This is a genomic window from Gilliamella sp. wkB72, from assembly GCF_001693745.1.
Taxonomy (GTDB): domain Bacteria; phylum Pseudomonadota; class Gammaproteobacteria; order Enterobacterales; family Orbaceae; genus Gilliamella; species Gilliamella apicola_E.
The window spans coordinates 64,366-79,710 of the sequence record NZ_LZEI01000017.1; the positions used below are offsets into that span (position 1 = coordinate 64,366).

Here is a 15,345-nt window from a genome sequence, read left to right on the forward strand (position 1 = left end):
GTAAAAATTCTAGATGTTGAGAATAACATTCTAAAAATCTCACATGTACTTAACCAATTATCAAATATCAAGATAACATGCTGGCTTTTAAAATTTGTGCTGCATTGAAAAGTAAAGCTTGCATTCGAATTGCATAAGCAAAGATTTATAAATCAGTGAAATATGGAGTAATGTTATTACAATTTAATGCATCACCAAGGATTTAAGGAATCATTTGTTTTCAGCAGATAACAATACTTGAACGTTTAAAAGAATAACCTTTAGGTTTAGCTTTATATCCAACTCTGATGCAGCAAAATTTTAATAGGGGAAAAGCAATCTAATAAATAACTTGCTTGAAATACTGACAGTTAGAAATCAATACAATAATTTCAAGTTTCTTGAGGAAAGTCTGTTTTTTATTAAGATATAAACTTTAAAATCAACTTATTTTAAAAACATTAACTTGTTGACTGATTGAATGTTTACCTTATACTATGCGCAATTGTTAACCGGCAGTACAAAAATGTTCAACTTCTCAAATCTTCTCAATTGTTTACTCTTTCCAATCGTTAAGCCTAATTATTCAAAATTAAATCGCCAATTAGAAAATAAAGTGATTGTGATTACCGGCGCTAGCTATGGAATTGGTGAAAGTCTGGTTAATCTTTTAGCCAATATTCAATGTCATCTTATTTTAGTTGCTAGAACACATGATAAATTGATAAATATACAGCAGTCATTAGCTCACAAAAAAGCTAAGATTGATATATTTTCGGTTGATTTGCGCGAATCGGAACAATTGGATAATTTAATTACTAATTTACAGCGATACTCTGTTGATATCTTAATCAATAATGCTGGCAAATCAATTTGTCGGTCAATACTGCAATCATTATCACGTATGCATGATTTTGATAGAACGATGAAGTTAAATTATTATGCACCGGTCAAACTCTGCTTGGCGTTAATTCCCCAATTACAGCGTAATCAAGGGCAAATTATTAATGTTTCTGCCATAAACGTACTTTTAGCCCCAACGGCTAATTGGGCTGCTTATCAAGCCTCAAAAACGGCCTTTGACCAATGGTTAAGCTGTGCAAGGCCAGAATTGGAAAATCAGAAAATCAATGTTTCAACAGCTTATTTACCTCTTGTTAAAACACGAATGATTGAACCTATTAAGATTTATAAGAGATTTCCTGCCTTACAAGCTGATGAAGCTGCAGCCATAATTTGCCGTTTATTACAAACAAAAAAACATCAATATAAACCATGGTGGACTATCATAGTTCAACTTGCCTCATTATTTTTTAATAATATTTGGGTTAAATTGAACCGTTATTTTTTGAAGAAAACGCTATGATAAAACTTATTAAAGCGCTATATAAAAAGAAATTATTAACTTTATTAGGCATTTGGCACTTATTAAATAGCGTTCATATTGTTGGTATCAATTTAATGGCGTTGCTTTATGTTCGTCAAAAACTTTCTCCTAACCAAATTGCTATCGATGAGAACGGCACTGGCACTGATTATCGTACCCTTTTTAATCAATCTCAGCACCTTGCCAAACAATTAGCAATTAATTTTAAAATAAAGCGTCATCAAAAAGTCGCTATTATAGCGCACAACCACCTACTCTTAGTTCATACTTTATTTGCTATGACAAGATTAGGCGTTGATGTTTATCTTATCAATACTGAACTGTCGACAAATCAACTTAAGTCCATTCACGAAAATGTCGGTTTTGACTGGATAATTCACGATCCAGAAATAGCGTGTTTATCAAATGTAAAAAGCTTACCCATTTATCATGAAAGCCTTATGTCAATTCACTCTCTATTAGTTTCGACCTCGACAATTGATGTAAAAATTAAAACGACCCACTTCTCAAAAATTACTGTTTTAACGAGTGGCACAACAGGCCGTTTTAAATTAGCTGCACGCGATAGTAAGGCACAAAATTTTATTAGTCCATTTTGTCAACTACTGGTGAAACTAAATCTTTTCCGTTATCAAAAAATCTATATTGCAACGCCTATTTATCATGGGTTTGGCATGGCAAGTTTATGTATCGCTGTGTTATTAGGTGCAACAATGTTTTTAACAAAAAAATTTGATAGTCAAAAAGCATGTGGGTTAATTGCGAGTAACCAAATAGAGGTGGTCACACTTGTTCCTTTAATGTTAAAGAGGATGTTGAAATGCTCTAAACATCAACTCACTAGTTTAAAATGTATTATTACCGGAGGAGCGCCAATTACAGCAATATTAGTTGATCAAGTCATTACTACGCTTGGAAAGATATTATTCAATTTGTATGGCACATCAGAAGCAGGTATTTGCATGATTGCCTCGCCCGATGATCTCTCTATTAAGCCAGAAACCATTGGTAAACCGCTGAGAGGATTATCAACTAAATTACAGAAGCAAAACAATGAATCACAAAAACACCATGAGCTGTTTATTAAATGTGCTTGGTCAACTGTAGGCAACCATTGGGTTTCAACAGGAGATTTAGTCTATCAAGATGCTGACGGTTATTACTTTTTAGCAGGTCGAGTTGATGATATGATTGTTTCAGGTGGTGAAAATGTTTATCCATATGAACTTGAACACTGCTTATCAACTCATCCGGAAATTAATGATGTAACAGTGATAAGTGTGCCGGATGAAGAATTCGGGCAAAGATTGGTCGCTTTTATTGTTTTAAATTCTAATACCGAACAATCCGAAACTAAAATACAGGATTGGCTTAAATCAAAAATAGCCCGTTATCAGATGCCCAAAAAAATCATTTTTATCGACGAACTACCGATGACAAGCATTGGAAAAATAGACCGTAAAAAATTACAACAGCTATTTTTTAATCATTTAAGTAATGCATAACATTTAGTTAGCAATAAATGAACTGTTGTCCATTATTATATTCTAATAAAATTTTTCTTAGAAAGGTATTATGAATTTGTAGGCGGCGCTATTTAACCTCTACCTTGAGTTACTCTTCTTGAAAAATAAGCCTGAAAAGTTGACTGGTTTATTTCTAGTTTTCAGTATTTATTTATGGTTAACGTCCTAAAAAAATATCTTTACTGGATCTAGAACTCTCATCTTTAATTTGTTTCTTCTTTTCTATTAAATAGTTATTTGCTTTGATATATATATCTTTATCGCATTCAATGTTTAAGATTAATTTATTATTACTTTTATTTATAACGAGAAAATGATTATCCTTATAATCAAAAATAATATTTTCTACCGATGTAGCGCCTCTATTAAAATTAGATAAATTATAATAATATCTGAAAGTTACATATTGTTTTGAGATATGAATATAACCATACTCTTTTTCATCAACTTTAGCAAAAATTTTTAATGTTAAAGAATCCTCATCTTCAATTTTATCATATTTATAGGATTTTATATAAAACTTAGGGCTAGTAAATGAGCACGTAAATAACAAAGATATTATTAAAAAAGTTATAACTGAAATTACCTTAAAGATTTTCATTTCATTATACCTGCTGCTTAAGATGCACTATACATAGAACTTGCACATTGTCTTTTGAGCAAATTATATCCTTTTGTTGTATTTACCACATCATAATTATCAACATACATTTTTAAAATTAGACATTTGCATATCATCTACATCAAAACTTGTTCCTTTGGGACTAACGAACGAGAAAAACAAAACTTGAATTAAAAGAAAAATTTTTCCATTATGCCTATCCCTCTATTTTTAAATTTAAATCTTCTGGTGCTATGAAGATAGTTTCTTTGAAACCAACGCTTTTAAATGCTCCAACCAAAACTTTCTTTATTATCTTTTTCAACTCACCAATACCCATCCTAATTAATATATCCATAGCTTTTCTAGATATTAAAAGACCGTCCCCGAAGGGATTAACGAGAGTATTATAATCATGCGTATAAGCATAAACTTTGGTTAGCTTCCTTTTAGTTTTATGGGATCTTGGCTTATATTGGTTCCGGTATTACTGTCATAATATCGGAACCGATTAGATAAGCTGAAGCGTTGAAACTTTAAAAGGATTATGCATTACCATTCTAACACGAGCTGCTTTACTCATTCCGTCAGTTTAAAAATCAGCACTGGCGAGATATCAACACCATATATCTCCTTATATAGAAATAATGTTTATTTCATTCCTTTATGAAGGATATAGCAACTTTCTTTAAATTTTAGCTCGCAAGCTTGTTCAAAATACTTTTTAGCTAACTCGCTATTTTTTTCAACACCATCACCTTCATAATACATAATGCCTAACTGATGTATTGCTTGAGCGTTACTATTATCTGCTGCTTTTTCATACCAATATAGTGCTTTTTCTATATTAATTTCGACACCGTCACCTTTGTCATACATACGTGCTAAATTATATTGATTTATCACAAACCATTCTTTATCTGCTTGAGCTTTAGTGTACCAATAGCGTGCTTTTTCTTTATTGACTTCGACACCATCACCTTGGTCATACATATATGCTAACTCTAATTGCGCATAATCATGCCCTTGTTTTGCTGCTTTTGTATACCAATAGAGCGCTTTTTCTTTACTGGCTTCGACACCATCACCTTTGTCATACATACGTGCTAAATGATATTGCGCATAATCAAGCCCTTTTTCCGCTGCTTGAGTGTACCAATAGAGCGCTTTATCTTTATTGACTTTGACACCATTACCTTTGGAATACATATCTGCTAAAGGATAAAGCGCTATATCAAACAGTTCTTTCTCTGCTTGAGCTTTAGTGTACCATTTGAGTGCTTTTTCTTTATTGACTTCGACACCATCACCTCGGTCATACATATATGCTAATTCTAATTGCGCCGAAATATGCCCTTTTTCAGCTGCTTTTGTGCGCCAATAGAGCACTTTTTCTTTATTGGCTTCGACACCGTCTCCTAATTCATACATGCGTGATAAACCATATTGCGCCTCAACTAATCCGTGTTCCGCTGCTTTTGTGTACCAATATAACGCTTTTTCTTTATTAATTTCGGTACCGTCTCCTTTGTCATACATAGATGCTAAATCATATTGCGCCTCAACAAATCCGTCTTCCGCTGCTTTTGTGTACCAATAGAGCGAGTTTTCTGCATTGGCTTCGACACCGTCGCTTCTGTCATACATACGCTCTATAAATAGCTGATTTTTCTTATCTAGCTCTTCAGCCCCCAATTTACAAGAAATTACAACTTTATCATCTTGATAAAATAGAATATCGCACTTTTTAGCGTAAGCTGTCGTCGATAATAATGCTGTTAATACAACAAATAGTACTTTTTTCATTAGTTTTCCTTAAACCCCTAAAATATAATAATTTTTTTTATTTTGCCTGCTGGCAAGAAAAGAACAAAAATACGTTTACTATCTATTACTTGTTAACAATGTACTTTTAAATCGCTTATCGGTATATGCAGTTGATAAAATGACTAACACGCCAACCAAATATCTTGAGCCGTATTAAAATGTCATTGTTAAGCTAATTTATATCAAAAAAGTAATTGTGTTAACAGAATAAATGATATTTTGATGCTGTATAAAAAAAGAACTGCCTTAATATGTAAGACAGTTCTTTAAACAGATTTCAAATTTGCCTGACTTATGAATAATGTTTATTTGATTCCTTTGTGAAGGATATCGCAACTTTCTTTAAATTTTAGCTCACAAGCTTGTTCAAAATACTTTTTAGCTAACTCGCTATTTTTTTCAATACCATCACCTTTATAATACATAACGCCCAAATCATGCATTGCTTCAGTGTTACCATTATCTACAGATTTTTTATACCAAAATAGTGCTTTTTCTTTATCGACTTCGATCTCTTCACCTTTGTCATACATATGTGCTAAACGATATTGTGTTTGACTAAGCTCTTTTTTCATTGCGTTACTGAGCCAATATACCGTTTTATCTTTATTAACTTCGAGACCGTCACCTTTGTCATACATTTCTGCTAAATCATATTGCGCTTGAGCAATTCCATATTCTGGTACATCGTTTTTTCTAGGTAACCTCTTACGTAGTTCTGCTATAACATCGTCACTTTCATTATTCAAAACTGCTAAATAATACTGCGCCTCAACAAATCCTTTTTTTACTGCTTTCGTGTACCAATATACTGCTTTCTCTTTATTGACCTCAACACCGTCTCCTTTATCATATCTCTTTGCTAACTCGAATTGCGCCCAACCATCCCCTCGTTCCGCAGCTTTTGTATACCAATACACCGCTTTTTCTTGATTGACTTCGACACCGAGCCCATAGTTATAAATGTTTGCTAATCCAATTTGTGCAGAAATAAGCCCCTGTTGCTCAGCTTTAGTATACCAATATAGCGATTTTTCTTTATTACCATATTGTCCTAAATCATATTGCGCAACAACAAATCCTTGCTCTGCTGCTTTAGTGCGCCATTTTTCACGTTCAAACCTTCTGGATAAATCATATTGCGCTTGAACAGATCCGGCTTCCGCTGCTTGAGTGAGCCAATATAGTGCTTTTTCTCTGTTTTCCTCGACTCCCTCACCTTCTTCATACATGCGTGATAAACCATATTGCGCAACAGAAACCCCTTGTTCCGCTGCCTGAGTAAGCCAATATAGTGCTTTTTCAGTATTTTCTTCGACGCCGTCGCCGTTGTAATACATAAATGCTAAATTAAACTGAGCATCTTTATCTCCCTGCTCAGCCTCAGTGTTACAAGCAATAAAAGCTTTATCAAAAGCTTTTTGTTCGAAATAGGTAGCGCAATTATTAGCGTAAGCTGTCGTCGATAATAATGCAGTTAATACAACAAATAGTACTTTTTTCATTAGTTTTCCTTAAATTCCTAAAAATAATAATAATTTTTTTATTTTGCCTGCTGGCAAGAAAAGAACAAAAATACGTTTACTATCTATTACTTGTTAACAATGTACTTTTAAATCGCTTATCAGTATATGCAGTTGATAAAATGACTAACACGCCAACCAAATATCTTGAGCCGTATTAAAATGTCATTGTTAAGCTAATTTATATCAAAAAAGTAATTGTGTTAACAGAATAAATAACATTTTAAAGCTGTATAAAAAAGAACTGCCTTAATATGTGAGGCAGTTCTTTTAACATGTTTCTAATTTGCATGACTTATGAATAATGTTTATTTGATTCCTTTGTGAAGGATATCGCAACTTTCTTTAAATTTTAGCTCACAAGCTTGTTCAAAATACTTTTTAGCTAACTCGCTATTTTTTTCAATACCATCACCTTTATAATACATAATGCCTAAATTATGCATTGCTTTAGTGTTACCATTATCTATTGATTTTTTATACCAAAATAGTGCTTTCTCTTTATCGACTTCGATCTCTTCACCTTTGTCATACATATGTGCTAAACGATATTGTGTTTGACTAAGCTCTTTTTTCATTGCGTTACTGAGCCAATATACCGTTTTATCTTTATTAACTTCGAGACCGTCACCTTTGTCATACATTTCTGCTAAATCATATTGCGCTTGAGCAATTCCATATTCTGGTACATCGTTTTTTCTAGGTAACCTCTTACGTAGTTCTGCTATAACATCGTCACTTTCATTATTCAAAACTGCTAAATAATACTGCGCCTCAACAAATCCTTTTTTTACTGCTTTCGTGTACCAATATACTGCTTTCTCTTTATTGACCTCAACACCGTCTCCTTTATCATATCTCTTTGCTAACTCGAATTGCGCCCAACCATCCCCTCGTTCCGCAGCTTTTGTATACCAATACACCGCTTTTTCTTGATTGACTTCGACACTGAGTCCATTTTCATAAATGTTTGCTAATCCAGTTTGTGCAGAAATAAGCCCTTGTTGCTCAGCTTTAGTTAGCCAATATAGCACTTTTTCTTTATTACCATGTTGCCCTAAATTATGTCGCCCTAAATCATTTTGCGCAACAACAAATCCTTGCTCTGCTGCTTTAGTGAGCCATTTTTCACGTTCAAACCTATTGGATAAGTCATATTGTGCTTGAACAGATCCGGCTTCCGCTGCTTGAGTGAGCCAATAGAGCGCTTGTTCTTTATCGACTTCGACTCCCTCACCTTCTTCATACATGCGTGATAAACCATATTGCGCAATAGAAACCCCTTGTTCCGCTGCCTGAGTAAGCCAATTTAGTGCTTTTTCTGTATTTTCTTCGACGCCGTCGCCGTTGTAATACATAAATGCTAAATTAAACTGAGCATCTTTATCTCCCTGCTCAGCCTCAGTGTTACAAGCAATAAAAGCTTTATCAAAAGCTTTTTGTTCGAAATAGGTAGCGCAATTATTAGCGTAAGCTGTCGTCGATAATAATGCTGTTAATACAACAAATTGTACTTTTTTCATTAGTTTTCCTTAATTTCCTTAAATATAATAATTTTTTTATTTTGCCTACTGACAAGAAAAGAATAGGCTTACTCTCTATTACTCGTTAACAATGTACTTTTAACTGGCTTATGCGTATGTGGAGTTGAAAAAATTGTTAACACGCCAATTATTGGATCACATAAAAATGTCACTATTATTAGAAAAGTATTTAACCATAATATTCCTATAAATATATTTTCTCATTACTTTATATCAAATCCTTAATATTTCCCTTTCTTCAGAAATTAAAAGTGCGATTTATTTTTATAGGCAAATAACCTTGGTTTAATCTATTTTTATTCTTATTCATAATAGAGAGCTTAACCTAAATATAAATCACTTTCTTTGAGTCTAAAAAATCTATTTTTATTAAGAATTGTTCAGAAATAATTCATATTAAATGGTTAAATCCAGAATTTACTAAATTAAATGTCAATATAATAAAAATTAGCTTGCATAATTATGATAATGTGGCAGAATTCCCTGCCGCTTCAAGCGGGTAAAAGGCAAAACTATACTTAGTAGTTTTTTATTGTTTTTTGGGACAGAGGAGCAAAAATAAATCATGTCCGCAATAAAAATGAAACGAGTTTTAACCACACCTGCATTAATTGCATTTGGTTTAGCTTATATGGTTCCTTTAGGGATCTTTACCACTTATGGGGAAGTTACCGTTGTCAGTAATGGACACTTACCTATAGCCTACATCATCACCCTTGCCATGATCTTTTTCACAGCATTGAGTTATTGCCGAATGGCAAACAAGCTCCCTATTGCTGGTTCGGCGTATACCTATGTACAACGAACTTTTGGTGGAAAAGTTGGTTTCTTAGTTGGTTGGGCACAAATTCTTGATTACCTATTTTTACCAATATTAAATTATTTGGTTTTAGGAATATATCTACATGAACACTTTGAGAATATTCCAGCCTATGTATTTGTATTAGTATCGATTATGGGTGTCAGTATATTAAATTATCTTGGAATCAAGTTAATCAATTGGGCCAATATCACTTTAAATTTATTTCAAGCGTTATTTATCGTATTGTTTATTATTATAACGTTAATAAATGTTGATTTAACACCCGAAGCGATGCTCAAACCTATATCAGTTACACCAGATGACTTTAGTGGTTTATTTTCCGGAGCCGCCATATTATGCCTTGCATTTTTAGGCTTTGACGCAATAGCGACACTGGCTGAAGAATCAAATGAAGCTAAAAAAACCTTACCAAGAGCAATTATTGGTACCGTGCTTATTGCTGGTTGTATATTCCTAGTTGTTTCTTATTGTGCGCATTTAGCGTATCCACAATGGACTGATTTTGTTGACAATCGAGATACAGCGAGTTTGGATGTAATGCACAGAGTTGACAGTATAAGTCATTTAACCAATATTCTTGGCAATTTTGGTAATGATTTTATATATAACTTCTTCCAAACAGCATATTTAACTGGTGTATTTGCCTCAACAATGACAGCACAAACTAGTGTGTCTCGAATTTTTTATGCTATGGGACGTGAGGGTGTATTACCTAAACGAATCTTCTATAGAATTCATCCACGTTTTAGAACACCTTACTTATCAATAATTTTTGTTTCTATTTTTTCATTATTCTCTTTGGTTCTTGATTTAACCTTAGTGATATCGATGATAAGTTTTGGTGCATTAGTCGCTTTTACCTTTGTCAATCTATGCGTTATCAAAAGCTACTTAGGTGGTGAGACCAAGAAAACAGTGTTGATGCTATTAAAATATGGACTAATGCCTGCAATTGGTTTACTACTTTCGTTGTGGCTATGGACTAGCCTTGAATCGACAGCAATGATGGTTGGATTGATTTGGTTGGCCTTTGGATTTTGTTATTTACTCTATTTAACTAGATTTTTTACAACGACATTACCATCAATTGATCATTCGGAATTGGATTCAATTATCAAAGATTAGATAAATCTATTAGGTCTACTTAAAAGTATTTAGTTCATGCCCTTTAAAAATAATCCCGTCGACCAAGGTCGACGGGATTTTCATTTTTAAGTAATAAAATTTAATTAAAATCGCTTAAAATTATTCACCAAAACCTGTAGCAAATAATTCACGGATTTCATCCATAGCTGCTTTTTCATCTTCACCATCACAGATGATTTCAACAGTTGAACCGCCTTTAACGCCAGCACCAAGTAAACCCATCATACTTTTTAATTTAATAGCTTTATCGTTATAAACAAGTTCAATTGATGATTTATAACGACCAGCTAATTTAACAAGTGTCGTTACTGGGCGGGCATGTAAACCAGTTGAATTTTTTACTACCATTTGCTCTTTTAGCATATTATATGTCCTTACTTATATCTAACGTTAATACGATACATGTATTTATATCATAAATTCATTTTTTTTGCTCTTTTTTAGCGTTAATTTTTGAAATTTATTCATAACATTCTTATTATTAATGACTTTTTGTTACTAAAATTAACCTATCCAGAAATATCTCACCACATGGAAAAAAATTGGAGCAGCAAAACAGATTGAATCGAAGCGATCAAGTATTCCTCCATGACCACCTATAAGTCTTCCCCAGTCTTTTACACCCCGATCACGTTTGATGGCAGACATCACTAATCCCCCAAAAAAGCCCAGAAGTGTAATCATAAGCGAAATTAAACCCGATTGCAGAAAAGTAAAAGGCGTAATCCAAAACATACATGCCCCAATAAAACTGGCTGATAAAATACCGCCAACAAACCCTTCTATCGTTTTTGCTGGTGAGACATTTGGACTAATTTTATGTTTTCCACATAATTTTCCAAAAACGTATTGCAATACATCTGATAGCTGAACGACGAGTACCAAATAAGCGATTAATAATAGGTTACGACCTTGATAATTTTCGATGTCCAACACTAATAATGCTGGCACACATGAAATACAATAAACCGTAATCATCAATCCCCATTGTACATCCGCTATTCTTTCTAAAAAATTTCGGGTCGAGCCTGTAATCGTAGCAAATATTGCCAGGAACAAAAAAGCATAAACCGGAATGAAGATGCTGAATAGACCATACCAAGCATAAGCGACCAAAATATATTGCACAGGTAAAGCGATACCAAATGCAAAAATTAATGCAAAATAGTCGTAGCGATTAATCGGCGTTAAAATAAGGAACTCACGTAAAGCTAAGCCAGAAACAATAAAAAACAAAAATATCACTGCCAATTGACCTAACCAAAAAGCCCCACCAATAATGGCTACCATCACCCACCAAGCATTAATTCGAGCATTTAAATTATCAATACTGGGTGATTTGAAGCGGTATTTTAGAATCTGACCAATTATCGATGCCACTAACAAAAACAGACCGATTCCCAAAAACAATAACACTGTATCATATTGATAATGGGACATCTTAATTCTCCTTGTGTGTAATGTTCCTAAAAAATCAGTTAATTATTGATAATACCATTAATGACAGCAAAAACGATTAAACAATTTTGTAATAAAAATAAAATTATTTGGAATCTTAACAGCGATAAAACTCCCTTTTGGCGATCATCCACTGTCCTTAATGTTGGAGCATTAATGAGTTTTAAATTGATTAACGCCTTATCCATCGCCAACAACTCATTTTGTAAATGGTCTGAATGATTGGCTAAATATTCAAATAACTTTTTATCAAAAGCGACTCTTATAGCGTAATATTTACTTATTAAACCAAGGAGAAAAATAATCAAACAAAAAATGGTTAAAGACCCTTCCCCAAAACTTATCAAAGCAACAAAAGCACCCAATACTGATAAAAGCATAGAATAAATATCAATCTGTTTGCTAATTGATAAAAAATGACAAAATATCTCTAAATCGGTTTTGCTAATACTATTTTGCAATGGGTCCGAACTTAACATCTCCCTATCCCTTCTTTAATCGTTGAAAACCAATTGGATAAAATCAATTGTTGTTGTTTAGATATCACAATCGAATTCCGACAAGCTTTTACTTTGTTCATTGCTTTTTGTAGATTATTAGCTCTTTTCGTCCATAATAACCACGCAATCACAGCGGTTGCACTTCGAGAATAGCCTAAAGCACAACAAACTAATAATTTACCTTGTTGATGATAAAGTTCAATAGTTCTCGCGGCTTGTTGACACTCTTCCTGTGAAAGTGGGGTCATATCTAAAACGGGAATAAGAGTATATTCACCTTTAAAATGCCCAATTGGTAACTCAGCGCACAAATCTACCACGGAATTATAATGATTTTGCTTTAAGCTTTGACTTGATGGAATGCGGCCTAAATAAACTTCATCAACGATCAAATCATCAGTTTGATGGCTGATGGTCCATATTCTTGAATTTAACCACATAATGATAAAATATGGGAAAAAAAGCAAAATAACGGGAAGCTTAAAATGGCCATTTTGTTGTTTTTGAAAGCCTGATGAGAACAAATAGTTAGCAGCAACCAATAACAAAGCACCTGCCAACCATAATAGAGCCCATACAGAATAATAGACAACAACGGCCAGTGATAACAAGCTCAAACCAAAATAAATCAATGCCCAGCAATAGCTTGACGGTCGATGTTTCATCTGTTTTTCTCTCTTATCTGGCCATAACCAAATACAAAAACACCCAACCCATAATCCAGTTGGAATATCAAAAAAATGATGCTGCCAAGTGGTTAAAACTGAAAGTCCAATTAACAAGCACCAAATATGTAAAAGATAACGACTCAATCCACGAAAATAGTTAGCGTAAAACTGCCATAAAATAACTAATAACGTAATATGTAATGAAGGAGCTTGATTAAATGGCTTATCAAATCCCATCAAAATATCAAACATCAAACCAAAAAATCCGTCCAAAGCCGGACGATCAAAATAGAATTTCAGTGGAAAAAGCAAAAAACAAATAATACAAATGATTTGCGCCGTTAACAGCCGTAAACCAAGAGTCTTAAGAGATTGCCATGAAGATGTTAGTAAAATGGCGAATCCATACATGAGATCGATAGACCAATAAGGAACAATCGTCCATGGCCAAAGTGGAATATTACGCTCCCAACTAAAAAACAGACTCGGTACCCCCTCACGTTGAGACGTAAACCAGTTAGCAAAATTGTAACTAGTAAAAAAGAACACCGATAAACCGACTAACCATATACACTTATAAAAGTTAAGTCGGTTAAATACTTTTAGCATAATTAATTCGAATTTCGTTGTGCAAGCGAAACGGTAAAAATACCCCACTGATCTACCAACATGGTAACTTTAGTAAATCCAGCTTCCTCAACTAACTGATCCATCTCAAGTTGAGTCCGTCGTCGCATAATCCACGCTTTCCCTTCTCGATGAGAGGTTAAAGCTCTAGCAATAAATTCAAGTTGAGGATGCCAAGGTTGATTGGTATAAATTAAATATCCCCCTGCTGGAATCACATCGGACAACCCTAACAAAGATTCACGTAATAACTGATTATCATCAAACAATTCATATAAGCCTGAAACCACCGCTAAATTAGGTTTTGGAGATAGTTGTGAAAGTTCATTACGACTAAATGCATCACCTTTTTCAAAACGGACAATATCACTTAAACCTTGTTGTTCTATGAGTATTCGCCCATCACGAATATTGATATCACTATAATCACGTAATAAAACCGAATTTGGTTTATGGGCAATTTGATTAATCGTTTCTAGAATGTAACGACCATGTCCTGCAGCTATGTCAACAATGTTAACTTCATCAGATTGTAGCTTTTCGATAGTTTGCTTTAACAATTGCTCTAAATGGTTTTTACGTTGTCGAATACCTCGCCAGCCAATAGATTGCAAATAGAGATAATCAAAAAATTGACCGAGTTTAGAAGAACCAGAAGGTTCATTTCGATAAACATAATCTAGTGTACTACCTGAATCAAATCCTGTTTCTAAGCCTAGCTTGATACCATCCGACATTTTACCAGCATGTTTTAAGGTCGCTCGAACACACTTCCAATACCATGACTTAATCCATCCAGAAGGCGGTAATGCTAATTTATCGGTTTCCATGCGAGTATAACCAACTCGATCAGCATTTGTTAATACCGGAACATTGGGTTGATTTGCAAAACAGCCTTGTATAAACCGCCTCGCCCTATCGATAGCCATGTAACGATCTTTCTCGCCAAACGTATCGTGGTAAAATTTTGGTAAGATATGGAACTCTTTTTGGTTTGTTCCCAAATTATCATAAAAAATTTTCTGCGGTTTACGACGCACCACAAAATCAGAGCCAGAAACGAGTAATTGAGTGGGAACAGTAATGGCGTTGGCATCTTTAACAATTCGATCTGATACCGCATAAAGATCAAGCAATAATCTAACTGAAATAGGTCGAGTAATTAATGAATCTTTATTAAAAGATTCAGCCCGACTAACATCATGCGTTAATAAATTCGGTTTGACATAACTATTTACGAAAAAATTTCCTTTTAGATTATACAGTAACTTAAGTCCTGGCACAGCTAATGGTACATATAACTTAACGCTAAATGCGGGTGATCCTAAAACCAAGGCGCGAATATTTGGCACATAATCATGCACCCAAGCGCTTGCAATTACCGCCCCTACACTTTGAGCGATAATGGCAATATCTTGCATAGTCAAAGAGTATTCCTCAATGATATGCTTAATAAAACAATCAGCATCTTTAATTAGCGTGGCAAAATTGGGAGCATCACCACGCTCACCTTCTGATTGACCGTTTCCTCTCGCATCCCAAGCAAAAATATGAAAGTCAGGTAAATCAAGTTCATCAGCCAAATGGGCTACTCGTCCAGAGTGTTCATGACCTCGATGAAAAAGTACAATTGCTTTTGAAGTCATTTGATCATTAGTCTCGACAGCTGGCCAATAACGATAGAATAATTGACAACCATCATGACTAATAAATGTTTTTTGCTGCTGTTCACGCAT

Annotated in this window: 13 protein-coding genes; 3 read left to right on the forward strand and 10 right to left on the reverse strand. The window is 33.9% G+C overall.

Features of this window, described 5'->3' with window-relative positions:
* The first annotated feature begins 460 nt into the window (after positions 1–460).
* The gene (locus tag A9G07_RS08980; RefSeq protein WP_218060051.1) at positions 461–1,345 is read left to right on the forward strand and encodes an SDR family NAD(P)-dependent oxidoreductase; all 885 of its coding nucleotides are present in this window, start codon (positions 461–463) and stop codon (positions 1,343–1,345) included.
* Positions 1,342–2,871, forward strand: a complete 1,530-nt coding sequence (locus A9G07_RS08985) for an AMP-binding protein (RefSeq protein WP_065734882.1) — start codon at positions 1,342–1,344, stop codon at positions 2,869–2,871. Before A9G07_RS08980 ends, A9G07_RS08985 begins: the two co-directional genes overlap by 4 nt.
* A gap of 178 nt (positions 2,872–3,049) precedes the next feature.
* On the opposite strand, the gene A9G07_RS08990 is transcribed toward A9G07_RS08985, so the two are convergent.
* From A9G07_RS08990 to A9G07_RS09005, 5 genes are all read right to left on the reverse strand, one after another.
* A complete protein-coding gene (locus tag A9G07_RS08990) occupies positions 3,050–3,493 on the reverse strand; it encodes a hypothetical protein (RefSeq protein ID WP_065734883.1) in 444 nt (147 codons plus the stop codon).
* Positions 3,494–3,710: 217 nt separating this feature from the next.
* On the reverse strand, positions 3,711–3,851 hold the full coding sequence (locus A9G07_RS12030; RefSeq protein WP_176713964.1) for a hypothetical protein: 141 nt from the start codon (positions 3,849–3,851) through the stop codon (positions 3,711–3,713).
* Between the two features lie 293 nt (positions 3,852–4,144).
* Positions 4,145–5,299 carry an SEL1-like repeat protein gene (locus A9G07_RS08995; RefSeq protein ID WP_065734884.1) on the reverse strand — a complete coding sequence of 385 codons (1,155 nt, stop codon included), beginning with the start codon at positions 5,297–5,299 and terminating at the stop codon, positions 4,145–4,147.
* 326 nt (positions 5,300–5,625) lie between these two features.
* Positions 5,626–6,825: an SEL1-like repeat protein gene (locus tag A9G07_RS09000; protein ID WP_065734885.1), complete on the reverse strand. Its 1,200-nt coding sequence runs from the start codon at positions 6,823–6,825 to the stop codon at positions 5,626–5,628.
* A gap of 326 nt (positions 6,826–7,151) precedes the next feature.
* Entirely contained in the window at positions 7,152–8,366 is a 1,215-nt protein-coding gene (locus A9G07_RS09005) for a tetratricopeptide repeat protein (RefSeq protein ID WP_065734886.1), read from the reverse strand.
* Positions 8,367–8,952: 586 nt separating this feature from the next.
* Between A9G07_RS09005 and A9G07_RS09010 the strand changes: the two genes are divergently transcribed.
* The gene (locus A9G07_RS09010; protein ID WP_065563489.1) at positions 8,953–10,335 is read left to right on the forward strand and encodes an APC family permease; all 1,383 of its coding nucleotides are present in this window, start codon (positions 8,953–8,955) and stop codon (positions 10,333–10,335) included.
* A gap of 120 nt (positions 10,336–10,455) precedes the next feature.
* Here the strand turns inward: A9G07_RS09010 and A9G07_RS09015 are convergent, their stop codons facing one another.
* The 5 genes from A9G07_RS09015 to A9G07_RS09035 form a co-directional block, all read right to left on the reverse strand.
* Positions 10,456–10,719 carry an HPr family phosphocarrier protein gene (locus A9G07_RS09015; RefSeq protein ID WP_065734887.1) on the reverse strand — a complete coding sequence of 88 codons (264 nt, stop codon included), beginning with the start codon at positions 10,717–10,719 and terminating at the stop codon, positions 10,456–10,458.
* Positions 10,720–10,860: 141 nt separating this feature from the next.
* Positions 10,861–11,796, reverse strand: coding sequence for a phosphatidate cytidylyltransferase (locus A9G07_RS09020; RefSeq protein ID WP_065734888.1), 936 nt, complete (start codon positions 11,794–11,796; stop codon positions 10,861–10,863).
* 38 nt (positions 11,797–11,834) lie between these two features.
* On the reverse strand, positions 11,835–12,293 hold the full coding sequence (locus A9G07_RS09025) for a hypothetical protein (protein WP_065734889.1): 459 nt from the start codon (positions 12,291–12,293) through the stop codon (positions 11,835–11,837).
* On the reverse strand, positions 12,287–13,591 hold the full coding sequence (locus A9G07_RS09030) for a phosphatase PAP2/dual specificity phosphatase family protein (RefSeq protein WP_065734890.1): 1,305 nt from the start codon (positions 13,589–13,591) through the stop codon (positions 12,287–12,289). Before A9G07_RS09030 ends, A9G07_RS09025 begins: the two co-directional genes overlap by 7 nt.
* A 2-nt stretch (positions 13,592–13,593) precedes the next feature.
* Positions 13,594–15,345 carry a bifunctional alpha/beta hydrolase/class I SAM-dependent methyltransferase gene (locus A9G07_RS09035; RefSeq protein WP_065734891.1) on the reverse strand — a complete coding sequence of 584 codons (1,752 nt, stop codon included), beginning with the start codon at positions 15,343–15,345 and terminating at the stop codon, positions 13,594–13,596.

Bases quoted from the DNA above. Each gene is read 5' to 3' on its own strand.
- A9G07_RS08980 (WP_218060051.1), top strand. From the start codon at position 461: ATGTTTACCTTATACTATGCGCAATTGTTAACCGGCAGTACAAAAATG.
- A9G07_RS08985 (WP_065734882.1), top strand. From the start codon at position 1,342: ATGATAAAACTTATTAAAGCGCTATATAAAAAGAAATTATTAACTTTA.
- A9G07_RS08990 (WP_065734883.1), bottom strand. From the start codon at position 3,493: ATGAAAATCTTTAAGGTAATTTCAGTTATAACTTTTTTAATAATATCT.
- A9G07_RS12030 (WP_176713964.1), bottom strand. From the start codon at position 3,851: ATGGATATATTAATTAGGATGGGTATTGGTGAGTTGAAAAAGATAATA.
- A9G07_RS08995 (WP_065734884.1), bottom strand. From the start codon at position 5,299: ATGAAAAAAGTACTATTTGTTGTATTAACAGCATTATTATCGACGACA.
- A9G07_RS09000 (WP_065734885.1), bottom strand. From the start codon at position 6,825: ATGAAAAAAGTACTATTTGTTGTATTAACTGCATTATTATCGACGACA.
- A9G07_RS09005 (WP_065734886.1), bottom strand. From the start codon at position 8,366: ATGAAAAAAGTACAATTTGTTGTATTAACAGCATTATTATCGACGACA.
- A9G07_RS09010 (WP_065563489.1), top strand. From the start codon at position 8,953: ATGTCCGCAATAAAAATGAAACGAGTTTTAACCACACCTGCATTAATT.
- A9G07_RS09015 (WP_065734887.1), bottom strand. From the start codon at position 10,719: ATGCTAAAAGAGCAAATGGTAGTAAAAAATTCAACTGGTTTACATGCC.
- A9G07_RS09020 (WP_065734888.1), bottom strand. From the start codon at position 11,796: ATGTCCCATTATCAATATGATACAGTGTTATTGTTTTTGGGAATCGGT.
- A9G07_RS09025 (WP_065734889.1), bottom strand. From the start codon at position 12,293: ATGTTAAGTTCGGACCCATTGCAAAATAGTATTAGCAAAACCGATTTA.
- A9G07_RS09030 (WP_065734890.1), bottom strand. From the start codon at position 13,591: ATGCTAAAAGTATTTAACCGACTTAACTTTTATAAGTGTATATGGTTA.
- A9G07_RS09035 (WP_065734891.1), bottom strand. From the start codon at position 15,345: ATGCGTGAACAGCAGCAAAAAACATTTATTAGTCATGATGGTTGTCAA.